This window comes from Paenibacillus sp. LK1, assembly GCF_002750415.1.
GTDB classification, from domain to species: domain Bacteria; phylum Bacillota; class Bacilli; order Paenibacillales; family Paenibacillaceae; genus Paenibacillus; species Paenibacillus taichungensis.
Window position 1 is genome coordinate 153,959 of sequence record NZ_PEII01000006.1, and the last position, 22,417, is coordinate 176,375.

Annotated in this window: 25 protein-coding genes; 20 read left to right on the forward strand and 5 right to left on the reverse strand. The window is 44.7% G+C overall.

The window, feature by feature from the left end; translation table 11 throughout:
* The first annotated feature begins 39 nt into the window (after positions 1-39).
* Both CS562_RS15360 and CS562_RS15365 read left to right on the forward strand, forming a co-directional pair.
* Entirely contained in the window at positions 40-450 is a 411-nt protein-coding gene (locus tag CS562_RS15360; protein ID WP_076287834.1) for a DUF6157 family protein, read from the forward strand.
* A 96-nt stretch (positions 451-546) separates the two neighbouring features.
* Complete coding sequence (locus CS562_RS15365) at positions 547-1,008, forward strand: DUF6896 domain-containing protein (protein WP_099856918.1); 462 nt, start codon at positions 547-549, stop codon at positions 1,006-1,008.
* Positions 1,009-1,090: 82 nt separating this feature from the next.
* On the opposite strand, the gene CS562_RS15370 is transcribed toward CS562_RS15365, so the two are convergent.
* Entirely contained in the window at positions 1,091-1,993 is a 903-nt protein-coding gene (locus CS562_RS15370) for an ArsR/SmtB family transcription factor (protein ID WP_099856920.1), read from the reverse strand.
* A 177-nt stretch (positions 1,994-2,170) separates the two neighbouring features.
* Here CS562_RS15370 and CS562_RS15375 point away from each other — a divergent pair, with 177 nt between their 5' ends.
* The 10 genes from CS562_RS15375 to CS562_RS15430 all read left to right on the forward strand — a co-directional run bounded on the left by CS562_RS15375 (position 2,171) and on the right by CS562_RS15430 (position 9,819).
* Complete coding sequence (locus tag CS562_RS15375) at positions 2,171-3,661, forward strand: glycoside hydrolase family 43 protein (RefSeq protein WP_099856922.1); 1,491 nt, start codon at positions 2,171-2,173, stop codon at positions 3,659-3,661.
* Positions 3,662-4,015: 354 nt separating this feature from the next.
* A complete protein-coding gene (locus CS562_RS15385; RefSeq protein ID WP_257219495.1) occupies positions 4,016-4,462 on the forward strand; it encodes a GrpB family protein in 447 nt (148 codons plus the stop codon).
* Positions 4,463-4,504: 42 nt separating this feature from the next.
* Entirely contained in the window at positions 4,505-4,813 is a 309-nt protein-coding gene (locus CS562_RS15390) for a hypothetical protein (RefSeq protein WP_099856928.1), read from the forward strand.
* A 158-nt stretch (positions 4,814-4,971) separates the two neighbouring features.
* Entirely contained in the window at positions 4,972-5,499 is a 528-nt protein-coding gene (locus CS562_RS15395) for a cysteine hydrolase family protein (protein WP_099856930.1), read from the forward strand.
* 373 nt (positions 5,500-5,872) lie between these two features.
* The gene (locus CS562_RS15405; RefSeq protein ID WP_099856934.1) at positions 5,873-6,424 is read left to right on the forward strand and encodes a GNAT family N-acetyltransferase; all 552 of its coding nucleotides are present in this window, start codon (positions 5,873-5,875) and stop codon (positions 6,422-6,424) included.
* Between the two features lie 204 nt (positions 6,425-6,628).
* On the forward strand, positions 6,629-7,111 hold the full coding sequence (locus CS562_RS15410) for a DinB family protein (RefSeq protein ID WP_076287844.1): 483 nt from the start codon (positions 6,629-6,631) through the stop codon (positions 7,109-7,111).
* A 17-nt stretch (positions 7,112-7,128) separates the two neighbouring features.
* On the forward strand, positions 7,129-7,557 hold the full coding sequence (locus tag CS562_RS15415) for a GNAT family N-acetyltransferase (RefSeq protein WP_099856936.1): 429 nt from the start codon (positions 7,129-7,131) through the stop codon (positions 7,555-7,557).
* 61 nt (positions 7,558-7,618) lie between these two features.
* Positions 7,619-8,482, forward strand: coding sequence for an aminoglycoside phosphotransferase family protein (locus CS562_RS15420; protein ID WP_257219496.1), 864 nt, complete (start codon positions 7,619-7,621; stop codon positions 8,480-8,482).
* Positions 8,483-8,538: 56 nt separating this feature from the next.
* Positions 8,539-8,886: a hypothetical protein gene (locus CS562_RS15425; protein ID WP_076287846.1), complete on the forward strand. Its 348-nt coding sequence runs from the start codon at positions 8,539-8,541 to the stop codon at positions 8,884-8,886.
* A gap of 384 nt (positions 8,887-9,270) precedes the next feature.
* Positions 9,271-9,819 carry a hypothetical protein gene (locus tag CS562_RS15430; protein ID WP_076287847.1) on the forward strand — a complete coding sequence of 183 codons (549 nt, stop codon included), beginning with the start codon at positions 9,271-9,273 and terminating at the stop codon, positions 9,817-9,819.
* A 114-nt stretch (positions 9,820-9,933) separates the two neighbouring features.
* Here CS562_RS15430 and CS562_RS15435 read toward each other — a convergent pair whose 3' ends face one another.
* Together CS562_RS15435 and CS562_RS15440 are read right to left on the reverse strand one after the other, a co-directional pair.
* On the reverse strand, positions 9,934-11,001 hold the full coding sequence (locus CS562_RS15435) for an ABC transporter substrate-binding protein (RefSeq protein ID WP_076287848.1): 1,068 nt from the start codon (positions 10,999-11,001) through the stop codon (positions 9,934-9,936).
* 87 nt (positions 11,002-11,088) lie between these two features.
* Positions 11,089-12,657 (reverse strand): helix-turn-helix domain-containing protein, encoded by a 1,569-nt coding sequence (locus CS562_RS15440; protein ID WP_076287849.1) that lies wholly within the window; start codon positions 12,655-12,657, stop codon positions 11,089-11,091.
* A gap of 421 nt (positions 12,658-13,078) precedes the next feature.
* Between CS562_RS15440 and CS562_RS15445 the strand changes: the two genes are divergently transcribed.
* Positions 13,079-14,188, forward strand: a complete 1,110-nt coding sequence (locus CS562_RS15445; protein ID WP_083678804.1) for an MFS transporter — start codon at positions 13,079-13,081, stop codon at positions 14,186-14,188.
* Positions 14,189-14,215: 27 nt separating this feature from the next.
* Here CS562_RS15445 and CS562_RS15450 read toward each other — a convergent pair whose 3' ends face one another.
* On the reverse strand, positions 14,216-14,656 hold the full coding sequence (locus CS562_RS15450) for an Lrp/AsnC family transcriptional regulator (protein ID WP_063565290.1): 441 nt from the start codon (positions 14,654-14,656) through the stop codon (positions 14,216-14,218).
* Between the two features lie 169 nt (positions 14,657-14,825).
* Between CS562_RS15450 and CS562_RS15455 the strand changes: the two genes are divergently transcribed.
* Both CS562_RS15455 and CS562_RS32965 read left to right on the forward strand, forming a co-directional pair.
* A complete protein-coding gene (locus CS562_RS15455) occupies positions 14,826-16,001 on the forward strand; it encodes a serine hydrolase domain-containing protein (RefSeq protein ID WP_099856938.1) in 1,176 nt (391 codons plus the stop codon).
* Positions 16,002-16,092: 91 nt separating this feature from the next.
* Positions 16,093-16,266 (forward strand): hypothetical protein, encoded by a 174-nt coding sequence (locus tag CS562_RS32965; RefSeq protein WP_180287150.1) that lies wholly within the window; start codon positions 16,093-16,095, stop codon positions 16,264-16,266.
* A gap of 170 nt (positions 16,267-16,436) precedes the next feature.
* On the opposite strand, the gene CS562_RS15460 is transcribed toward CS562_RS32965, so the two are convergent.
* Positions 16,437-17,336, reverse strand: coding sequence for a TetR/AcrR family transcriptional regulator (locus CS562_RS15460; protein ID WP_180287151.1), 900 nt, complete (start codon positions 17,334-17,336; stop codon positions 16,437-16,439).
* Between the two features lie 173 nt (positions 17,337-17,509).
* Here CS562_RS15460 and CS562_RS15465 point away from each other — a divergent pair, with 173 nt between their 5' ends.
* The 5 genes from CS562_RS15465 to CS562_RS15485 all read left to right on the forward strand — a co-directional run bounded on the left by CS562_RS15465 (position 17,510) and on the right by CS562_RS15485 (position 22,161).
* Complete coding sequence (locus CS562_RS15465) at positions 17,510-18,214, forward strand: MBL fold metallo-hydrolase (RefSeq protein ID WP_257219497.1); 705 nt, start codon at positions 17,510-17,512, stop codon at positions 18,212-18,214.
* Entirely contained in the window at positions 18,214-19,329 is a 1,116-nt protein-coding gene (locus CS562_RS15470; RefSeq protein WP_099856944.1) for an AbrB family transcriptional regulator, read from the forward strand. The genes CS562_RS15465 and CS562_RS15470 overlap by 1 nt, the downstream gene beginning before the upstream one ends.
* Positions 19,330-19,621: 292 nt before the next feature.
* Positions 19,622-20,032, forward strand: coding sequence for a MerR family transcriptional regulator (locus tag CS562_RS15475; RefSeq protein ID WP_257219498.1), 411 nt, complete (start codon positions 19,622-19,624; stop codon positions 20,030-20,032).
* Between the two features lie 141 nt (positions 20,033-20,173).
* Entirely contained in the window at positions 20,174-21,274 is a 1,101-nt protein-coding gene (locus CS562_RS15480) for an MBL fold metallo-hydrolase (RefSeq protein WP_099856948.1), read from the forward strand.
* A 77-nt stretch (positions 21,275-21,351) separates the two neighbouring features.
* Positions 21,352-22,161 carry an SDR family NAD(P)-dependent oxidoreductase gene (locus tag CS562_RS15485; protein ID WP_064635958.1) on the forward strand — a complete coding sequence of 270 codons (810 nt, stop codon included), beginning with the start codon at positions 21,352-21,354 and terminating at the stop codon, positions 22,159-22,161.
* The last annotated feature ends 256 nt before the right edge of the window (positions 22,162-22,417 follow it).

Here is a 22,417-nt window from a genome sequence, read left to right on the forward strand (position 1 = left end):
GTATCCATATTTTTTTTGAATAGATGGGAGGATATATAGATGAAAGACATGAACTATTATGAAACTTTTATTGCAGCAGCAGAAGATTGTCCTGTTAAAGTGGCAGAGATCCCCAAAGCCAAAAACGGCGGCAAAACCGTTCCAGTTTTACAATATGAAATGATAACAAACCACCCTTATCAATATACGCAAGAGGATGTCATGTTTGAAGTGTTCGCGCAGCGCAATGATATACCCGACGAGCAAAGATCCATAGAGAGAACCAAGTTTTTCTCTAAGGGACAACCCTGTCTTCGTACTTCTTCGTTGGGTAAGCGTTACGGTTGGGGTATTCATCATAACTCACAAGGAAAAGTGGCGATCTACGCCGTTGAATCCGAAGCCTATAAAGAGTTCTTAAACGACAGCAGTTTAAAACATGTAAAGGCGATGCGTTCGAGCCGTCAATAGCTCTATCCGTTGGAGCACCAAGTACAAAGAATAAAAACAAACATAGGGCCACATTGAAGGGACTTCAAGACAACCGTTACAAGCAGGAGGTAAGAGATGCACGCTTTAACCAAAGAAACAACAGATACATTATTGGAAGCGATGGACACATACAAAAGAATCGCACAAGAACTGATCGACAAATTGATTTCAGAAACCAGCCAGGCTGAAAAGGAAGAGATCATCAATGGAGCGTACCACTTGCTTTCTAATGAAGAAGTATTAAACGGTGAAGAATATCTGAGTGGAAACTGGCATTTCGATGTCCATGGAGAGCATTGCATGTTCGAGAATGCAGAAACAGGGCAAACGTTGGAGGTTTCCCTCGGCAGTAAAAATGATGTGGGTAACATGGACCCTTATTTTTTTTATAACTTTTTGAAATCTACTGCAAATTATGAATACCTGATTGCCTATTTCGAAAATCCCTTTGGGGATATGTTGGATTTATTTGAAAGATTGGCAGCCCAGAACGTGTTGATTCATGTTCATGGTGTTGAATATAGAAAGCTTCTTTAACTACGTAAAGCAGTATCCCGTTCATTCAAAGGAATACGTTTGAAGAGAAGAACGGGATTATTCGTTACTACATTAAGAAAGATTAGCGTTGTACGCGTATGACAATATCCTGGTCATGATTGCCGAACCCGGAACCATAAAGTGTTAATCCTCCGACGTTAGCCCCCTCCTCGTCAACCGTGAAACGAAGCGTCCAGAATGGCTGCTCCAGTTGGATATCCTCGATCGTCACGTCTGACATCCGCTCTCCATCCATATACGTACCCGAGCTATCAACACGAATTGTCTTTAATAATCCATATTGATTCACATTACGATGCCACCATGTTGGTGTATATTTGCCTCGGGCAGCTCTTCCGAAGTCAGCGGGGCTTGTCCACGTTCCAAGCGAAATGCCGTTAAACGTAAATTGGATATCCGATGGCCAATGATCTCTTAAACCCGGGGCTTCAGAAGCCAGTTCCACTGAAATCTCAATGGAGTTAGCAGTCTCGTCAGGAAGCATATAGTTAGGTGTTTTGTATTCGACATAACCTCTTCCAAACCAAAGGATGGCAGCGTGAACCCGCTCAGGATCAAGAAAGTAGCGTGGGTCGTCCCAAACACCGATTTCTTTCTCATGCGTCCCAAGACCGCAGGTAGGATAGACTTCAAATGCAGTATAGTGTCCTACCGAAATCGTCTGCTCTCTAATCCTTGCTGTCCGGCTGGCGGATGGTAGTTCGATCTCGATGTTATTTTGTTTGAGGAAACACAATTTGTGCGTGCCTCCATTCAGGCGTATCCGACGGCTATCGATCAGTCCGGCTTGCTCAAGCTTTCGTATGTGCATGGTGACGATGGAGGGGCTAAGTTCTAACGCTGCTGCAATATCCTTCACATTCATTTCGCTAGGTGCAATCATATCCATGATCCTCCATCTAACCTCGCTTGCCAGCGCTTCGTATAACGGTATGAATTTTGGATCTCCGTTCGCTTTGATCATCCTTAACAATCTCCTAACCAGATCTATTGAAATCATATATATATTAATTTAACGAAATTAACTTGACTCTTCAACTCTAACGCATTGAAAGAATGATTGCGATAGTGTTTAATTTTTTTATCTGCTTATGAAGTTGGATTCTTAAAAATGTAAATTAGAGAAAAAGAGGTGGCTCAAGTGAAATACAATAATCCCGTCATTAAAGGGTTCTATCCAGATCCGAGCATCTGCAAGGTGAATGACACTTATTATCTGGTGTGCAGTTCTTTTCAGTATTTTCCGGGTGTCCCGCTTTTTGAAAGCAAAGATTTATTGAACTGGACGCAAATCGGTCACTGTTTAACCCGAAAAAGCCAGATTCATCTGGAGACCGTAAGCAGCTCCGGCGGAGTTTTCGCCCCCACAATTCGATACAACAACGGGCGATTCTATATGACCACGACGAACGACACCACGCGTCAGAATTTCTATATATGGACTGATGATATATACGGGGAGTGGTCAGAACCGATTATTGTGGATCAAGGGGGAATCGATCCGGATTTGTATTTTGAAGATGGTAAGGCCTTCTTTATGAGCAACGGAACCGACGATGAAGGAATTGGGGGAATCATTCAGTGTGAAATTGACATTGAAACAGGTAACAAAAAGACCCCAAGTCGTTCAGTATGGCAAGGATCAGGCGGACGTTATCTGGAAAGCCCACATTTGTATAAAATGAATGGTTACTATTACCTCATGGCATCTGAAGGCGGAACCGAATACGGTCATATGGTCACGTATGCGCGGGGAGATTCTCCTTCCGGTCCTTTCGAGCCCTATGCCAAGAATCCTGTTCTGACCAACCGTAATCTGGGTGGTTATGAACTGCAGGGGGTTGGCCATGGCGACCTGATTCAGGACGAGGCAGGCAACTGGTGGATTTTCCATTTGGGATTCCGTCAGAGTGGACAGTGGCTCACCTATCATCATCTGGGCCGGGAAGTATTCCTTACGCCAGTTACCTTTGACGAAGAAGGCTGGTTTACGGCAGGACATAATGGTACGACGCTTATGAGTTTTGACACTGATCTTATCTCTGACACAGTTGTTCAACAAGAGAAAAAAACCTATACGTTCGAGAACACGGATTGGAATCTGGACTGGTGTTATCTTCGTCATCCCAATACAGAAAATTACTTGTTAGAGCAAGGCAACATAAAGTTAAAAGGAACTGAAGTGACACTGGATGTTCCAGCATCCCCGACATTCATTGGCCTACGTCAAAAAGACTTTGACGCGACCATCTCTGTTGACGTTAGTCTTACGAATGGCGAGGCAGGCATCACCATCTACATGGATGAACAGCACCATTATGACTTGGCCATTCGCAAAGAGCAGAGCGGGTATAAGGTAATTGAACGTCTGAATATTGGGGATATCAAATCAGTCGAAAATGAAGTGGAACTGGGAAGTAATCATCATGCCACATTGGTTATACAGGCAAGCCATGAACGCTACAGCTTCCTGATTCATGCAGATGGCAAGGACACCCTCTTAGGTACAGCACAAACGAAATACCTTTCCTCGGAAGTTGCCGGGGGATTTACAGGGGTGCTCATTGGTCTATATGCGAGCGGAGAAGGTTCTGTAGCTGAGTTTTCTAAATTTAAGTGTGATTATATCTGAAAAGGTAAGGGGAGGGACATTTGTTCCTCCTCTTTTTTTTGCTTGCGTTAAAATATAGAATAAGAATGGTATTAGTTGTAAATCTCCCAACGCCTCTCTTAATCTCATCCCGGTTTCGAGGAACATTGGCCTCCAGGCAGGATCATACGTTGCAATTCTCCATTGATCTTCCATGTAGTCCTCCCTTTGTTATCTAATCCATCTATATAAGAAACAACAAGTCTTTCTTTACTTTTGTCGCATTCTAAATTATTAAATCCACTAGACTACACCTGTCATCCGAAAACTAAAAATCATCATAATATATTTCTAGTTTTATTTGTTTCTTTAACTCAGTAATGTATTCGTAAGGCTGTGCGGATTGACCATGTCGGATCAACTTCCATCGTCGGAATGGATGCCAAACCGATCATAGATATACAAATTTCCGTATCCAATTACGAAGAATTACCTAACTACAGACAAGACATCGAAGCGGCCGGCTTCGTATTTAGAGAAGAAAATCCCGATAAAACCAAGCGATATTTCCGTGAAGTGTCCGGAAGCAGGAGAACACATGTACATGTAAGACAAACAGGGAGTTTCTCTGAGCAGATGAACTTGCTTTTTAGAGATTATTTGAGGGAACATCCAGAGGATCGATTGAAATATGCAGAAGAGAAGCACCGGCTTATGGCTTTATGCAAGGACCAGCGTCCAAAATACGTGGAAGGCAAAGGACCGATGGTGTGGAGCATTTTAGAGAAAGCTCATATATGGTCCCAAGAAATCGGGTGGCAACCGGGAGAATCTGACGCATAGGAAACATTCATTGTAGATGGATAAACTTATGGGAGTGGTGAGATGAACATTGGAAGAAAGCTTCTGACGACCGTTCTAACCATCATTAGTTTTACTTTAATTGCAAGTATCATATCCATGAATGAATCTTACAGCTTTGATTTCTATATTCTTGTTTATCTTGTATATGCGACTCCCCTGATCACATTGATCGGGTTACCGTTATCCCTGTTGCTGGATTATCTGTTGAGCAGATCTCGTTTCGCAAATTATGTCATTTATCTAAGTTTGAGAATACTGGGTTATGCATGTGCTGGAGTCTTAGGTATGTATATCTATTATTTGCTCATGGGCGCGGAGAAGAAATTTTAAATTTTAAAGAAACGATAGTTTTGACCTTATTTGGCGTTCTAGCTGCTATACTATTTGTGTTGATCGATCTGGGATTGGAAGGTTTGTTAACGGCGCGAAAAAGGAAGAAGGAGTCATAACAAGTGCTGATTTAATATTATTTTTCAGGAGGATATAAGATGCCAACTCATTGTGCACTTCTTGTAATCGATGTTCAGGTAGCCATGTTCGATGAATCAGATCCCCTATATCAGGGGGACTTATTGCTTCAGAGAATACAACATGTCATTTCCAAGGCTCGGCAAAAAGGTCACTCTGTTATCTACATTCAGCACAGTGAAGGAGCAGGCAGTCCCCTCGAGCGTGGAACGGCAGGGTGGACGATCCATCCGTCCATTGCGCCGATCACGGGTGACCTTATTATTGAAAAGCAGACACCGGATTCGTTTCACGAAACAGATCTGAATCTGAAATTGCAAGAAAACGGAGTGACGGATCTTATTCTGACTGGTATGCAGACGGAGATATGCGTGGATACGACTTGTCGCAGAGCAAGTAGCCTTGGGTATGCAGTAACCTTGGTTCGTGATGCTCACAGCACATGGAATTCCAACATTCTTCAAGCTGAGCAAATTATAGATCATCACAATTCGGTTCTGAGCATGTTTGCGAATGTGGTGGATACCGAAAATGTAATGAATGGATGAGATGAATTGACGTTTAATAAAAGAATATTTAATCTTTCAGCTTGCCTTGCTGTATTAGCATTGATCTTTATTCCAGGAACAGCCTACACGGAGGGGACTTTGCGAACAGAATATGGTTTTCCATTGCGGTTTTTTACTGATTATCATTATAAGAGACCTGATGATACGATCTGGTTCCTTTCCAATGTTTATGTAAATGCTCTTCTTTATCTGTTTAATGTCCTGTTTATATACGCTGGAATTCACGTTTTACTCTATGTAAAGAAGAGAATGACGAAGCCAAAAGAGTAGGGAGCTGCGACGATCGCGGCTCTTTTATTTTTTCCATATCATGGGTTATGATAGAAGGCACGAATAGATTGGGGATGATGATATGAAACAGATTCCAACAGCATGGAATTCAGAGCGACTTTTCATTTCCGATTTGAAAGAATCTGAGATTTCCGATATCCAATCCATTGTTGATACGAGTAACTATGTGCAGGAATGGGACGGACGAGATCATGAGCCGGATTATGTGAGATCATGCTTTGAGAAAGGCAATCTGCCTCCAGGGGGAAGGATGGAGAACTACCGAATTCAGACCATTCGTACGATTCAGGAAAACGAAAATATAGGTGTGTTGAGCCTATACCATGGCTACCCCATGGAGGATTCAGTTTATCTCGAATTTTTGTATATTCATAGTGAGACCCAGAAGCAGGGTTATGGACAAGAAATGATGCATGCGTTAACCGGATTATTTTCCGAACTTGGTTATGTGGAAATCAGAATTAACGTAGCGCTCAAAAATTGGCCTGCATTACGATTTTGGACCAAGTCGGGATTTGATCAGATTAGCGGGATTTACGGAGACCTTGAATATTCAGATAAGACTTTTGCCAATATGGAACTGATCAAAACACTTAAAAAGCATGATATATAAATTGAACTAAACATTTACACGAGAACGTAGAGGGCAGAAATAACCTGAAGAAGCGGAGCGTTCGCCTTTATCCCCGGATTTTCCCCTTTGAAAAAGGGATTCCAAAAAATCTGGGGATAACAGCGATCAGAAGGTTGTTCTGTCATCGGAGTGGCAAGTGTAAATATTTTTTAGTTCAATTATATAGAAAAGGAGAATGGCTAAATGGAATCTTTCTTTCGTTATAACTGGATCGTGCGTGAGCAATGGTTTCAGTGGTGTGAGGATGTACCGCTGGAAGAGCTGCTTCGACCTCGGACGGGGGGAGTAGGCAATATTTTGCAAACGTTTTTTCATATCATCGATGTAGAGTGGAGCTGGCTTCAATTATTGCAGGGCAAACCGGATGGTATGGAGAATTTTGATGATTATAAAACACTGGAAGCCGTACGACAATTCGACCGCAAGCTGCGACCTGATGTGGAGGCATTTGTTCTATCCTGGGATTCCGACATGGAAAAGAGACCCTACATCGATCCTGAATTGGATAGCACCGTCGTCAAGGAATCGTGGGGAGAAGTGATGCGTCACGTGATTGCTCATGAGATTCACCATATGGGGCAAATATCGGTATGGTCCAGAGAACTGGACAAGAAGCCCGTGTCTGCGAATTTCATTGGTAAAGGACTTATTACACCTGACAACTAGAGTGAAAAGGAGACACTATGATTCATAGCAGAGAAGCTAGAATTGGGGATGGCGAGGGGATTAGCCAATTATCCCATCAACTGGGTTACACCAGTACAACAGAAGAGATCATCGAAAGGTTGAATCGACTAAGCTTAATGACTGATCATTATGTTTGCGTAGCTGAGATTGATTCCCTTGTTGTGGGTTGGGGGCATGTACAGGGAAGACATTCTATCGAAAGTGTACCTTTTGCCGAGATTGCTGGTTTGGTTGTTGATGAGCATCATAGAGGTGCGGGAATTGGCAAAAAGATCATGAGTGAATGTGAGAAATGGGCACGGATGAACGGGTTTAACAAGATTCGCGTGCGATCAAGCGGGAAAAGGGAAGCTGCGCATCGGTTCTATATTGCCATCGGATATAATGAGAAGAAGTGGCAGAAGGTTTTTGATAAATCATTGTAAAGATCTATGGAGTATCAAATGCCGTTATTTCTTCTAATTTCACAGAGAAGGGTTGGGCAAAATGAGGTTAACGCTGGAAAGTATCCGTTGGATGGAGTTGAGCGAAGAAACTCGCTGTCTGCTTGGGAAACCATACAAGATGCTTCCCCTGTCACCAGGGCTGGAAGCAGACGTTGTGAAGATAGAATGCGGTGATCACTCTTATGTATTAAAGATATGGAACAAGGACTCCAAACCCAATATTCGCAACCAGTATGAACTATTATCTGAACTATACGAGAGTGGAATACAAGTCTCCAAGCCGTACGGTTGGGGCATGGATGTGGATTCTAATCAAGTCCTGTTAACGAGTTATGACGGGGAGCCTATAGCCAAGTTAAGCAAAACCAAGCTGGAGCAATTAGCTCAAAAGTTAATTCAAGTCCATGGTTATGATGTAAATGATACAGGTAACGCGGATGCCAATTTCATACCACAATATGATTTCGTTGGATATTTTTTCCCCTCCATTGAATTGCATGAGGATATGCATCAGATCCTGACGAGCCTTCTTCAACGGACTGAGTTTAGGCAGGATCATTTGATCCACGGTGATTATAACCTGGGAAATGTTCTGGAGGCAGGTGATCAATATGCGATTATCGATTGGACAAATGGGCAGCGCGGTGATCCCAGGTACGATATAGCTTGGTCCATTTTTTTGATGACGATCTATACAGGGGAACGAAACGGTAAGATATACAGTGCTCTATTCAAGAGTCTGACGGAATACACACCAGACGATGCGGAGATTTTTGAAGCGATGGCTTGTTTGCGCTGGATTCTATTAAAGCGAGTGTCTAATGTTCCTAGGGGTCCGGGCGTGATGCAGCGGATTAAAAAGATTATTGGCAATAATTCATATTTAAATGATGAACTGCTGTAGTATTGTCCTAAACTGTCCTTCACTGCATACCTATGGTATAGAGGAGCGTGATAGGTATGGAACAGAAGGTGCAAACCTATTTTGAACTGAAACAGCAGCAAAAAGAAATTGAACAACGACTATCTGTGTTACGAGATGAGATTGTCGGGTATTGTGAGGAGCAGGGCGTCTATGAGACGCAAGTTGGCGGATACGCTGTGAAAACGGTGCTTCAGCACCGCAAGGAATATGATGATCAGAAGTTGTACGCATCCCTTCCCGATCCGGACATCTGGCGACTGCTGTCCAAGGTGGACAGTCATAAGCTGAAAAGCCTCATTAAGCTAAACATTCTCACTGAGGAGCAGATTAGTCCAGCTTGTACGGTGAAGCAGGTAACATTATTACAGGTGGACAAGTTGTAACCCTTCACACGCATTAAGCAGTTTCAATTATAGGGCCCGTGTCATTCGCACTTATATCCCAACGCTCCCCGAGGAGCTGATTAAATCGGTCACGAGGTGACCGGTTTTTTTGTTGTATGCAAAGTTGTGTGCCAATTTCAGCTGTGTGTTTTAAGTCATTTGTAAGCATAGGCCTGATTCCGTGCCGTAATGAAAGTAAGCGAATTGCTTTAAACCGTTATGCGAGTAGTTTATATGTTATAATTTGTAATTAATTCATATACCATCTTTGATAGGAGGGAGAATGAAGACTTTCCAATCCCTGTCCATATTCAATGGAATGAAGATCAGGAAGAGACAGTATATCTTCAAAAGTTGTAGACCGATGAGTTGAGGAGTTGGACCATGAAGAAAAAAATCATTTCGATCGTGCTTGCCATCTGGGTATTGATGATTGTAATCAGTGTGGTTCTTCTATTTCTGCCCAGAACGATCCATCTTGATGGAGTGGGTGTAAAATATCGGCTGGGAGAAGACAACAGGGAGTCAGAGCAAACGGTTCATATCAAGATGGATGGCAAGCGTTATCTAACGACCTCGGGTGACTACATATTCAGAGGAACTATTGATATTGAAGATGAATCTTTCCCTGTACCCGAAGATCAAAAGAGTCTCGAAATTCGTTTTCATAAAGGATACGGATCGATGGCATACATTAATTTTGGAAATGGGAAAACGGGTATCTTCCTATACGGAACACTATTCGTTGATCGTGCATTCAGCAAACTCACCATCGCCATTTCGGAGGAGCATCCAAGCGGAGAGCAGAACAGTAAAAGGTGGAGCTCCGAAAATGGGCTTATGCTCTCGATGCCCGCAACGAATCGTTCGGAAGCCATTCAGCTCTCTAATGAACTGATGGAAACCTATCTCGGGGGCTATACATTAAAATGAGAAACAAAATCATAAACATAAACAGGCATGCATTTACGTTGAGGGCCTTCTCCCTTCATGTAAACGACATGCCTATTTTTTTAATTATGCTGCAAATCTCTAGAGATCTTGCGTTCAGTTTCCAAGCAAAGCTTGTTCTACCTCATCCAGAACCTGACCATAGGCAATCGGTCCAAATCCAGCTACCCAAACCGTGTTGTCCACCATGTAAACCTGGTCGCTTTTCACAGCTTTCAGGCCTTTCCAGACTGCATTGTCACGCAGCTTAGTGAGCGCTTGTTCGTTATCTGTTTCACTACCGGAGATGATCATGAAAATACGATCCGGATTCAATTCAGGCAACAATTCGAGCGACACATTCTCAATAACTTCATTCATGACGATGCCTGCTTTGGCAAGATCAGGTGCATGGAGTCCGGCTATATCGTACAGCAGGTTCGGAGAATAGAAGGCGTTAGGTGATTTGTCACTTGGAGCAAATACCTGAATCTGCTTATCGGTCAAACGAAAAATCAGAATGGTATCATCCGCCGCATCGCTGGCAGCAACCTTGGTGCCAAGATCCTTCGCCTTTTGATACAACTGATCCACGATTTCGTCTGCCTCTTTTTCTTTGCCCAATACTTTGGCTGTATCCTTGAACCACTCAAGCGAATTGCTGAAGTAGCTGCTCATATATACCGGTCCAATTGCGCTGATCGCGTCGTATTCATCAACAAGTACTTCATTGGACAGAATGAGATCCGGCTCTGTGTCCAGAAGTGCTTCCTTGTTGAATTCATTGACGGAACCGAGCGGTACGACACCTTCGAGCTTGTCCTTCAGATAGGCAGGCATCTCCTGGCCGACTTGGGTCACCATGGCGTATGGTTTCATGCCCAATGCCACGAGGTGATCGGCATACGCATAGGTCAAGCCAGCGATACGCTTGGGTTCAGCAGGAATATCAACAGGACCCTTAATACCCTCAACGGTGCGTGTCTCCGTATTGTTTGCCTCGCTATCCGACGATGAGGTGCCGTTGGTGCTCTCTGTTGACTCACTTGCTGCGGAAGTGGATTCACCCGTAGAAGCCTGTTCGGCCTTGGAGCACCCGGCAACCATAATAAGCAGCAGCATTAGTATGATGCCTGCCTTCAAATTGGGTTTAAATCCTCGTTTGTTTCTTATATCTGTATTCATATGTGCATGTTCCCCTTTACTGATTATCATTCTCAATTACTAGTATAGGAGAGAAGATTCAGTGCGTCGAGGCACAAAAGGAACCATTCACATGCACGATAGTGACCGAAGGCGCTCGGGAATTTCCCGTAATAACAGATCATGCGAGAAGGCATTATAGCTGCCGAATACATAATTCATCTGATCCCAATAAACCCGCCCTCGCCTCACAGCTTCCCGCGCTTTCCACCACGGTGAGTTCAACCATCTCTGCTGCTCGGCATCACTGACCGAAGGGTGGAACACCAGCATGATGTAATCGGCGTCCAGATCGTCCATTTTCCAATCCTCAGCAATATAGTGGCTCTGCTGTTCATGGATTAGGGAAGGAGTGGACAATTGCAGATCCTGATACAGGACCGCACCCATATGGCGGTAGCCGGCAACAAAACAATCCTGACTGCGAACGAGTAATGACACGATTGAAGCAGAGCCAATCTGCTGACGAAGATGGGTTGCAGCCTGATGGGATTTCTCATCATATTCATCCAGCCAGCTATAAGCTTGTTGATTTCGTCCGGTCGCCTCAGCAATTTCGAGGAACTGACTGCGCCAGTCCTGGGATTGAAAAGCAATCGTCTGTGTAGGTGCAATCTGGTTTAGCTGCTGAACATATGTATCGTCTGTATATTCACTGGTCAGAATCAGATCCGGTTCAGCCCGGAGCAATGTAGTTGAATCGGGCGCTTCTCCTTCATAGGCATTCATGAAAAGCGTATGATCGAGCAAAGAGGTTTCGGCTTTGAAAGCAGGTCCCGTTGCGGCGCAAGGCTCCAGTCCCAGTGCTAGCAGATGCCCTGTATATTGATTATTCATGGCGGCCACTCTGATCTGACGTGGATTCGAATGAATATAGACGGTGGGCGAGAGGCCCACGGTTTTTTTGAATATGCGACTGAAGTATAAAGGGTTGTTATAACCCACTTGGGCGGCTACATCCTGTATGGAGCTTTGTTGCCTAGTGAGCAGCCGTTTGGCGTGATGCATTCGAATGTCGGTTAGATATTCCTGCGGACTTTTGCCCACGTTTTTCTTGAAAAAACGGGAGTAGTACCCCTCGGAGAAACCAGCCCGTTCGGCAAGCTGTTGGCGTGTAATCGGCGTCTGATAGTTCTGCTCCATGTAACGCAGCGCGTCCAGTACAAGACTGGCCGAGTCATAATCGGAGGTGGCTTCAAGCCGTTCTCCTACATCTGCGGCCCACTGCAGGAATCGTCCTTGAATACGAATACGCTCCCATTGATTATGCTTCTGCCAGAGAATGTGCAGTTCTTTGATTAACTCGCGTTCATGGGATTGCAGAATACCAACACGGTTATGCTCAAAAAGGGGAGGGAGAATAAGAGCCTCTTCGGAATCCTCTCTATTCGAGACTTGCCCCTCTATCTCCAACGCGATGATGCGTAAAGGATCTTCGGAAGTCTGCCTAATCTGCAGCTGTTTGCCATCTTGGAGAAAAATAAAATGCCCTGCCTTGAGATCGCGATGCTGACAATTCACGGTTAGACAGATCTCTCCATCCTCCAGCAGCAATAACAGTTGTCCTTCTGTATGTGTGAACGGGTTGCCGTTAGAGGGCAGCCTGGTGTGGTGCTCAATGGATGTAAGATTATACATCGGGATGTCTCCCCTCTATGAAGCCGATTTCAGTGTGTGTTAAAAGGCATTGGAGTCAAAGCCTATGTATTATCTTATCATTCTAGCGAGTAACAGAAATGCTATCAATCATCTTCGTCATCTTCGATGTTCCCTTCGTTGTTTTCCCGTCCTCTTTAATGATCCAGTACGCGATGATAATTGCTTTAATAGCGTTTACATTGAAATTCGAAGTGAAACACCAAAATTAAATGGATTATCCTTATAAAACGCTCGATCTGCCGTTGATTATGTATGCCAAATGTGGGTTCGATTTTATAAGCTTATTCTGTAGGCCAGAGGCTTCTGGACTATACAAAATAAAGGATAAAGGAGAGTCTTTGTGAATCCGAACACAATCGCAAAAGAACGCCTCCCCTGGTCAGCACTGCTCGCTTTGGCCATGGCTGGATTCATATGCATTCTTACAGAAAGCCTGCCGGCGGGGCTGCTGCCGCAAATAGCGCAAGATCTGAATATCAAAGAGAGTCTTGCTGGACAGCTCGTCACTTTGTATGCGGTGGGGTCTCTTCTGGCGGCAATTCCCCTGACGACAGCAACTCGTGGATGGAAACGCAGGCCGCTGCTGCTATTATGCATCTTCGGTTTTCTGATTTTCAATACGATTACGGCCGTATCTTCAGTATATGGTTTGACCCTTGCTGCACGCTTCATGGCGGGTGTATCTGCTGGAGTGTTGTGGGGGATGACTGCAGGTTACGCACGCCGGATGGTTTCAGACTCGTTAAAGGGAAAAGCGATGGCTGTCGCCATGGTAGGCACACCACTCGCGCTTGCATTGGGCGTTCCCTTGGGTACCTTTTTGGGCAATTACGCAGGATGGCGTCTTATTTTTGGAACAGTTTCATTATTGACGGTAGTGCTTGTATTGTGGGTGCTCTGGAAAGTACCTGACTATGAGGGAGAGCCTGCACGTGATCAGCTTGCGCTTCATCGGATTTTTGTTATACCGGGGGTTCGTCCCATATTGTTTGTTGTTCTGACCTGGGTACTGGCCCATAACATTCTGTACACGTACATCTCACCTTATCTGGGCGAGACGATGCTGTCCGAAAGGGTGGACCTGGTTCTTATGATCTTTGGAGTGACTTCGGTAATCAGTATATGGATTATTGGGCTGTTGATTGACCGTTACATGAGATTATTGATTCTGGTTAGCCTTGTTCTATTTGCGCTGGCCTCGCTGGTGATGGGGATCTTTATCCATCAACCGATAATGATCATTCTGGGAGTAGTCGCTTGGGGGCTTACATTTGGCGGAGCGGCTACGTTATTACAGACTGCAATTGCGCAGGCCGGAGGCAAAAGTGCCGATGTTGCCCAATCCATGCTGGTGACAGCATGGAACCTGGGGATCGGAGGGGGAGGGATCGTCGGAGCTATCCTGCTGGACCAGACAGGCGCTCGTTTCCTGCCCATTTCCCTGATCCTGTTGATCGTTATGGCCTTACTCGTCGCCTGGTCCGCCAGTAAAAATGGTTTCCCAAGATAGGTTATTGAACTATGATCGATGAAACATTTACACCGGATTCGTTCCTTCGATGAGATTTTTGGTTGCAATAGGTGAGGACATCGCGATGAGGGTGGTGTAGGTACCGTATTGATCGCATCGGTCTCCAAATGCTTCAAGACCAGCAATCGAATCTGTCATGATCTTCAACAGGTAATTATGCTCTCCGCTCACGCGATGACATTCGATCACTTCGGGTGACGAACGGCAGAAATCAAGAAAGGCATGACAATCCCGTGTGCGAAAAAGAAGATAGGAAGTACTCGACCTCCCTATTTTCTGCGGGGAAATGATAGTACGGTACTCTTCGATTACACCGCTTTCTTCTAGACGCTTCACGCGTTCCGTTACGGCGGGTTGAGATAAACCGACCAGCTTGCCCAATTCCGTCATGGATAGCCTTGCCTGGTTTTGCAAATGAAAGAGGATATTAGTATCGATTTGGTCCATAAGATGGCCTCCTTTTAAATTATAGGAAATGTTTTATAAATGCCTTTATATTCATCGCAAATTAAAGCAGATAACTTGGTTGTTTTATGTAATATGAATGAGATCATTTATATAATAAGCACACTTACTTAAATAATCAAGCACGTGGCACATGGAGGGGAAGAGTAAGATGGGAGACAGAAATATGAAGTTTAATCCTGCATTTGTAGAAGAAGTGATTCACCGTACGTTGGCAGAAAAAAGAATTGTGGGTTCCGTTGTTCAGATTGCGTGGAAAGGGGAAGTGGTCTATAACAGCGCGGATGGCCTCGCCGATCGAGAACAGAACAGACGCATGCAAGAAAATGCACTGTTCAGGTATGCTTCTGTAACCAAACCGATTGTATCCACCGCCGCCATGGTATTGATATCCCAAGGTAAATTAAAGCTGGATGACCCGGTTATGAAATGGCTACCTGAATTCCGTCCCGAACAGCCAAATGGGGAAGTGGCCTCCATGACGGTTCATCATCTGATGACACATACGGCGGGTTTAACGTATCGTTTTTTTCAGGAAAACGGAGGAACGTACGAACTTGCCGGAGTATCAGATGGGATGGATATCGCTGATATTACGCTGGAAGAGAATTTGCAGAGGATTGCTTCTGCTCCACTTCTGTATGAGCCCGGGAAGATGTGGAGATATTCGATTGCAACAGATGTACTCGGTGCAGTTATTGAGAAAGTGACCGGGCTGACACTGCGAGAGGCCGTACAACTGCTCGTGACTCATCCGCTGGGCATGAAGGATACAGATTTTGTCGCTGTGGACTCGGAGAGAATGACAGCTGCCTATGCGGACAGTTCCAACAATTCGGGGCAAACTCGTCGCTTGCGCGATGAGGACCATGTACCTTTTATTGAAGGAACGGCAGGCTTCCAACTCGCATCCGAAAGATACCTTGATCCATCGGCCTATCTTTCGGGTGGTGCGGGCATGATAGGAAGTGCAGGAGACTTTCTAGCATTGCTTGAAACGCTGCGTCAAGGTGGAGGTTCGCTTCTTCCTAAAGCGCTGGTCGCCGAAATGACGACTAATCAGATTGGCGATCTGGAGATGCCTTATTGGCCGGGAAGAGGATTTGGGCTGGGATTCACGGTGCTGAAAGATCCGGTTGAGGCGGGTACTTTGGAATCTATTGGGACGTGGCGCATGGGTGGAACCTATGGTCACTCGTGGTTTGTTGATCCAACAGAAGAACTGAGCGTTGTCGCATTTACGAATACGGCTCTGGAGGGCATGTCAGGCAGATTCACAACTGAACTTTGCGAGGCGGTCTATGAGGGGATTGAGCGAAAGAGATAAGTTGTATTATGGATTTATATGGAAAATTATGATAAGGTAGAGCAGCAGATTACAGTGAAATCTAAATTTGATTCCGAAATGAGATGAGAAGATGGATGGCATCCGCAATTACCTGTTTGTTTTCGCAGGCAATTTTCTAGCTGCCTATATGATCTTTCCTGAAAGAACCATTGGTAAATCCGTGATGTTTGCTGCACTGATGCTGTTGCTGAGCATGGGGATGGATTTCATGAAAAGCAAACGGAAAGCAAATCCAGTTCAGTAATTCCGCATCGATCATCGAAAAAGGTAAGCTGTCATCATAGATCGGTTCCGGTGGGGACTTGAAGTGATGCTGTGGTGAATTAATCTCGACAATAGTTAAAGAGGGAGTAAGTATATTTATATGCAGAAAAGCAACTGATTAATATCAGTTGCTTTTCTTTGTAGTGAATCTTATTCTACTGACGAACGTTTCAGTACGAGACTAAGCTGTCGTACATAAGGTGCTAACTCGCTAACTGAATCCAAAAAGTTGATATATACCCGTAGAAGAGTACCATTAGGCTTGGGTTGTCCTAACTCTAGCTTTAGCCATTCGATAACCTCAAGCAGTTCATTCTGAATGGGCTCTGGCCGTGGTAGCTCGCGGATTTTATCGGCAAGAAACTTCAGAAGATCATCTAGATTGTCCTGCCGGGTCTGGTCATCTGGTGGATTGATTTCGTTGAAAAAGGCACTTGATGCCTTGAGCACAGGTTGGGCTTTGCTTGCGATCAAATCTCCGATAACAACATCCAGCCGATCCACAATAAATCCAGCCAAATTAGCCATGGGTGCAGCAATCACCGCTTGAAAAGTGTGAGACAAATATTCTTTGACCATGCCGCGGAAGATAGCGACAACATCCCCGAGATATGGGAGAATAGGCTCGCCGTATGTATCATAGAAGCAATCCTGATGTAAGGTCAGCAGAGAGGCACGTTTTTTTCTCCATTCGATTAGAAAGTTCTCATTACTTGTGATCGGCAGCTCTTTAAACTCACTGGTAAAAAAATAATTTTCAAGCATATATTGCAGCTGAAATTCGATCTTTTGGCGCAGTACTTCTTTTGGTGGAAGCCCCTCCAGTCGAAGTCTCCGATCAAGCTCCCTTGCCTCTTCGAACAGGATTCTGTGTACCTCGACAAATACCCCGGTAAATAGATCTTCCTTAGAGGAAAATACTTTATAGATGCTCGCCTTGGCCATGCTACAAGCTTCTGCGATGTCCTGCATGGAGGCTGAGAAATATCCTTTTTCTCTAAAAATGCGCATTGCTGTATCGACGATTAGTTGTCTTTTGAATTGTTCCATTTTAACCACCCCTTCACATTCTGACATGTCTTCTTATTGTGGTCAATAAAGGAAATTGACGAAAAAACTACAAAGTCATATAATGAACTTGTGAGTTTTTTTTGATTTATTTCTAGGGAGGTGAGCCAGAGCATTCGCTTTGGCACAATATGAAAATTAACGAACAGATTGAAATGCTAGTGCTTACTCTTAAGATGGGCGAGCATGATTTTGTTATTAACCCGGTGGCAATCCGTGACGAGCAATCTTATGTATTGGTGGATACCGGGATGCCTGGTTCTTACGGCCAAATTACGGAGCTTTTGATCCAAGCGGGAATTGACCCTGCGGCCTCTCATTCCATTATTCTTACCCATCAGGATATCGATCATGTAGGCAGCCTGCCGCAGTTCAAAGGCGAAGGTATAGAGGTGTACGCCCATGCGGATGACCAGCCTTATATCGATGGCCTAAAGCCGATGATTAAATTCAGCGGGGAACGCAAGGAAGGGCTGATTGCCTCACTTCCGCAGGATCTTGCTACTGCATTTGAAGCTACTTTTTCTGGAAAGGAAAAGAATGTGACCACGTTGCTGGCAGACGGAGAGAAACTGCCTTTCGGCGGCGGACTGACTGTAATCCATACACCAGGGCATACGCCGGGTCATATCAGCTTGTACCATGAGCCTAGTAAGACACTCATTGCAGGTGATGCATTAAATGTTGAGGATGGTAAGTTGATCGGTCCTAATCCGACAGTTACGCCAGATATGACATTGGCATTGGAATCACTCCGCAAGCTGAAGGCTTATCCAATAGAGACTGTAGTTTGCTACCATGGAGGCATTTTTAAAGGCGATGTTCAACAGGCCCTAGATAAAATAACGGAGAACCTGTAATGGACGGTACCGACGAAGCCCGGGCTGCGTTGTGGAAAAAGAGTAAGTGGGTCCGTTTTGTGATAACCTTTGCCATTGCTGTCCTTGGTGGATTTGTTTTCCAACTGATCCATATGCCAATTCCCTGGCTACTTGGATCCATGGTGTTCCTCGTGATCGGCTCCAGATTGTTTAAAGGAATCACCTTATACTGGCCTGGACAAGTCCGCGATACCGGCATGGTTATCATCGGCTATACCCTAGGGCTTTCGTTCACCTTGTCGACCTTAACGCAGATCGGACTTCAGTTGCCGACGATGATTCTGTTCACATCTCTGCTGTTGTTATGTGCCGGGGCCATTGCGTATTTAATTTCGAAATTATCCGGTATTCCTTTCCCAACGGTGCTCATGGGTAGCATTCCCGGAGGACTCAGCCAGATGATTACGTTGGCCGAAGAAGTGAAGGGTATTGATATCACTGTCGTCACCTTTTTGCAGGTATCCCGCCTGATGATGATTATTTTCTGTGTGCCGCTGCTGATCTTCAGCCCATTGTTTCATGTCAGTGGCAGCCATAGCGCCGTAGTTGCTGCTGCGAGCGGATCTGCTGCGTTATTTCCGCATACTTTGGTCTTTGCCGCAGTATGCGTACTTAGTGCGTTCATCGCCAAGAAGATCAAGATGCCAACGGCCTTTCTGCTTGGACCAATGATTGGTACGATCCTGCTTAATTTGACCGGGTATGAGGGTCATGCGTTGCCACCAGTCGTACTCAGTCTTTCACAACTGATGATCGGGGGCTACATTGGGCTGCTGCTGGATCTGGAGAGTCTAAAGAACAAGGCAAAAATCGTTTTGCTCGCAATATTGAGTGGCGTGCTGCTGATTGGGGTCTCCATGGGACTTAGCTTGCTGCTGACACGAATGCATGACATCACAATCGTCACTGCATTTCTCAGCCTATCGCCAGGCGGTATGGACCAAATGGCCCTCATCGCTAAGGAAGTCAACGGCGACCTGTCGATTGTAACGTGCTATCAGCTCTTCCGAACCTTGTTTATCTTTTTTGCAGTTCCGCCGGTGTTAAAGCTGGCTTTCCGATCATTGCTGAAAGGGAAAAAAGATACTATATAAAATGGATAAAAGAGAGAGGGAGAGTTGAGCAGGATTGAGGCTAAGAGGCGAGAAGGTGTGGGGAGAAAGAGTGAGGCGAGAGGATGAAGGTGTCTTAAGTATGGTTCACGGTGGCTTAAGGGTGTCTCAAAGGTGACTCAATCACCGCCCAACTACCTCCCAAGTGTAAATAGAGGCATTTATGTACCTTTATTATAAGGAATAAAGGGGCTGGCTTCGATTAAGGGCAATTTTTTGCTTATAATAGAGCTAGCTGTAACATCTTATGAACTGGACTTGGGGGAGAGTGAATTTGTTTACAATCAAGGAAGTATCTGAAAAATTAAATTGCCCTGCTCATACGATCCGATTTTACGATAAAGAAGGACTTTTACCCGATATTCGTAGGGATAATCACGGCAACCGCCTTTTTGAAAAACGAGATATAGACTGGATTCGCTTAATAACATGTTTTCGTGCCACAGGAATGAGCGTAGCGGATTTGAAAAAAATCGTTGACCTTGCCTTGCAGGGAGATGAAACGATCGGACAGCGCAGATCCATACTAGAATCCCATCAAGCGGAGATCAAGAGAAAACAGCAAGTGCTAAATGAGGCTTTTGAAGCGGTTAGCCAGAAGCTTGAAGTGTATAACGATATAGAAAAGGGAAATCCTGAGGAACGTTTTCTCACGTACATTGGGGAATTAGATACAACCATATAAGTCGAGATTGTGACAAGTCACTCTGTGTAAGAATGGGGTGGCTTTTTCTGTAATCAAAAACTTGCCTTAAAGTGCACTTTAAGATGTATGCTAACAGGGTTAAAAAAAATTTCATCGGAATGAGAAAGCAGGAGAGACAGGATGAAATATGTAATAATCTTGGTCGTACTCGTATTAGTGATTTTCTGGGTCGTAAATTATTACCCGCCTCTTGGAGGGAAAAGTTCAGCGGATAGTAAGCGGCGTATTCATGAATCCGCTAACTTTATCGATGGGAAGTTTCACAATCAAATACCGACATCGATGGATTATAGTTTAAAAGATACCGTTGGAGCCCTATACGATACGATAAAAGGAAACCCAAATGGCCGACCAAAGGTAACCCTTCCAATGGAGACTTTTGATGCAAAAGCATTTTCAGACAGTGCCGAGGATCAAGTCATGTGGTTTGGTCATTCGACCCTATTGATGAAGGTCAGTGGAGTGAAGCTTCTGCTAGATCCAGTATTCAGTAAATACGCCTCTCCCGTTGCTTTCGCGGGGCCAAAGAGATATAGCATTAAGCCGCTAGCACAGATTGAGGATTTGCCTGACATCGATGTCGTCTTGATATCGCATGACCATTATGATCATCTGGACTATGAGTCTATCCGTAAGCTAAAAGGAAAGGTCAAACAATTTATCGTTCCGTTAGGGGTCGCTGGACATTTGACAAAATGGGATGTAGATCCGAGCCAGATTAAAGAGCTGGACTGGTGGGAAGAAGCATCGTATCAAGGGTTAACCTTCGTTAGCACGCCCGCAAGACATTTCTCTGGCCGCGGTGTCCGTTCTGGTTCCTCGTTATGGAGTTCCTGGGTTATTCAAGGTAAACAATCGAATGTATATTTTAGCGGGGATAGTGGTTATGGTCCTCACTTTAAGGAGATTGGCGATAAATACGGTCCGTTCGATCTTGCCCTCATAGAGACAGGTCAATATGATGTGAAATGGGCCAACATTCATATGGTTCCTGAGGAGTCCGTGCAAGCGTATCAGGATGTAAAGGGTAAAGTAATGATTCCTATTCATTGGGGAGCATTCACCCTGGCATTGCACAGTTGGACAGACCCCATTGAGCGCGCGAAAGCAGCTGCGGATAAGCTAGGTGTAGCTTTAGCTACGCCAAAAATTGGAGAAAAGGTGATTATCGGTTCAAGTGTATTTCCTACTTCAAGCTGGTGGGAGTCCATTGAAAAATAATACTTGCCTTAAAGTGAACTTTAAGGGTTACGATATCTCACGAGCCAAGCTCAATTCGTGATCTGGAGGGAATACACTTGAGTAAAACCATTTTAATTACAGGTACATCAACAGGCTTCGGTAAAGAATTGGTTCTTCAATTTGCGAAGCGTGAATGGAATGTCGTCGCTACCATGCGGGATACATCGAAAGCTGCCGCTGAATTTAGCCAATATAGTAATGTACAAGTGCTGGCCCTGGATATTACTAATCAGGAAATGACCCACGAGGTTGTGGATGCGGTAACGCGCCAATATGGACGAATTGATGTGCTGCTCAATAATGCCGGATATGCTCAAGCAGGTATTTTTGAAGAAGTATCCGTTGACCAAGCACGTCAGCAATATGAAACGAATGTGTTTGGTGTAATGACCACCATTCAAGCCGTTCTTCCACAGATGCGGGAACATCGCTCGGGTCACATTATCAATATCTCATCTATGGGCGGCGTACAAAGCTTGCCAACGCTGTCTATCTACTGTAGCTCTAAAGCAGCGCTTGAAAACCTGAGTGAAGGTCTGGCCGCTGAGGTTAAGGGCTTGGGTGTAAACCTTACCCTTGTAGAGCCAGCAGGATTCAAGACAGGTTTCCAAGGAAATACTCAAGAAATTACAAGCGATATCCCGGACTATCAACCGCTGTATGATTGGTATAATGATCTTGCTGAGACCGCGCCTTATGGCGATGTTGAAAAAGCTATGTCAGCGGTTGCTGATATTGCCGGCACAGACAATCCTCCAAGAAGACTGGCTCTCGGAAGCATGGGGCTTGTGATGGCGCGTACGCAGCTGAATGGCATGCTTGAGGAATATGACAAGTGGGAACACATTACGGCAAGCGCAGATTAAATAGAAAGAAAGAGGAGTGGATAATACATCCGCTCCTCTTTTGCATAATAAAGAATCCATCATCTATTTAATGTTAAGGCGACGAACCTGATTTTGATGAGATTTTGAGACCATATTTCGACGTGTTACAGTCCGGGCTCAAACTTTAACCTGCTTTCGGGAGGAGAGGCAGAGTCCACTTTATCCGGCTCCCATTTACTTGATTACTAAAGTTCATTACACTTGGTTTATAGTACTTACTTAATCCAAACTCAGA

What these genes read in the sequence shown, in the direction of transcription:
- CS562_RS15360 (WP_076287834.1), top strand. Translation starts at nt 40, where the DNA reads ATGAAAGACATGAACTATTATGAAACTTTTATTGCAGCAGCAGAAGAT.
- CS562_RS15365 (WP_099856918.1), top strand. Translation starts at nt 547, where the DNA reads ATGCACGCTTTAACCAAAGAAACAACAGATACATTATTGGAAGCGATG.
- CS562_RS15370 (WP_099856920.1), bottom strand. Translation starts at nt 1,993, where the DNA reads ATGATCAAAGCGAACGGAGATCCAAAATTCATACCGTTATACGAAGCG.
- CS562_RS15390 (WP_099856928.1), top strand. Translation starts at nt 4,505, where the DNA reads ATGAACATTGGAAGAAAGCTTCTGACGACCGTTCTAACCATCATTAGT.
- CS562_RS15395 (WP_099856930.1), top strand. Translation starts at nt 4,972, where the DNA reads ATGCCAACTCATTGTGCACTTCTTGTAATCGATGTTCAGGTAGCCATG.
- CS562_RS15405 (WP_099856934.1), top strand. Translation starts at nt 5,873, where the DNA reads ATGAAACAGATTCCAACAGCATGGAATTCAGAGCGACTTTTCATTTCC.
- CS562_RS15410 (WP_076287844.1), top strand. Translation starts at nt 6,629, where the DNA reads ATGGAATCTTTCTTTCGTTATAACTGGATCGTGCGTGAGCAATGGTTT.
- CS562_RS15415 (WP_099856936.1), top strand. Translation starts at nt 7,129, where the DNA reads ATGATTCATAGCAGAGAAGCTAGAATTGGGGATGGCGAGGGGATTAGC.
- CS562_RS15420 (WP_257219496.1), top strand. Translation starts at nt 7,619, where the DNA reads ATGAGGTTAACGCTGGAAAGTATCCGTTGGATGGAGTTGAGCGAAGAA.
- CS562_RS15425 (WP_076287846.1), top strand. Translation starts at nt 8,539, where the DNA reads ATGGAACAGAAGGTGCAAACCTATTTTGAACTGAAACAGCAGCAAAAA.
- CS562_RS15430 (WP_076287847.1), top strand. Translation starts at nt 9,271, where the DNA reads ATGAAGAAAAAAATCATTTCGATCGTGCTTGCCATCTGGGTATTGATG.
- CS562_RS15435 (WP_076287848.1), bottom strand. Translation starts at nt 11,001, where the DNA reads ATGAATACAGATATAAGAAACAAACGAGGATTTAAACCCAATTTGAAG.
- CS562_RS15440 (WP_076287849.1), bottom strand. Translation starts at nt 12,657, where the DNA reads ATGTATAATCTTACATCCATTGAGCACCACACCAGGCTGCCCTCTAAC.
- CS562_RS15445 (WP_083678804.1), top strand. Translation starts at nt 13,079, where the DNA reads ATGGCTGGATTCATATGCATTCTTACAGAAAGCCTGCCGGCGGGGCTG.
- CS562_RS15450 (WP_063565290.1), bottom strand. Translation starts at nt 14,656, where the DNA reads ATGGACCAAATCGATACTAATATCCTCTTTCATTTGCAAAACCAGGCA.
- CS562_RS15455 (WP_099856938.1), top strand. Translation starts at nt 14,826, where the DNA reads ATGGGAGACAGAAATATGAAGTTTAATCCTGCATTTGTAGAAGAAGTG.
- CS562_RS32965 (WP_180287150.1), top strand. Translation starts at nt 16,093, where the DNA reads ATGGATGGCATCCGCAATTACCTGTTTGTTTTCGCAGGCAATTTTCTA.
- CS562_RS15460 (WP_180287151.1), bottom strand. Translation starts at nt 17,336, where the DNA reads ATGGAACAATTCAAAAGACAACTAATCGTCGATACAGCAATGCGCATT.
- CS562_RS15465 (WP_257219497.1), top strand. Translation starts at nt 17,510, where the DNA reads ATGCTAGTGCTTACTCTTAAGATGGGCGAGCATGATTTTGTTATTAAC.
- CS562_RS15470 (WP_099856944.1), top strand. Translation starts at nt 18,214, where the DNA reads ATGGACGGTACCGACGAAGCCCGGGCTGCGTTGTGGAAAAAGAGTAAG.
- CS562_RS15480 (WP_099856948.1), top strand. Translation starts at nt 20,174, where the DNA reads ATGAAATATGTAATAATCTTGGTCGTACTCGTATTAGTGATTTTCTGG.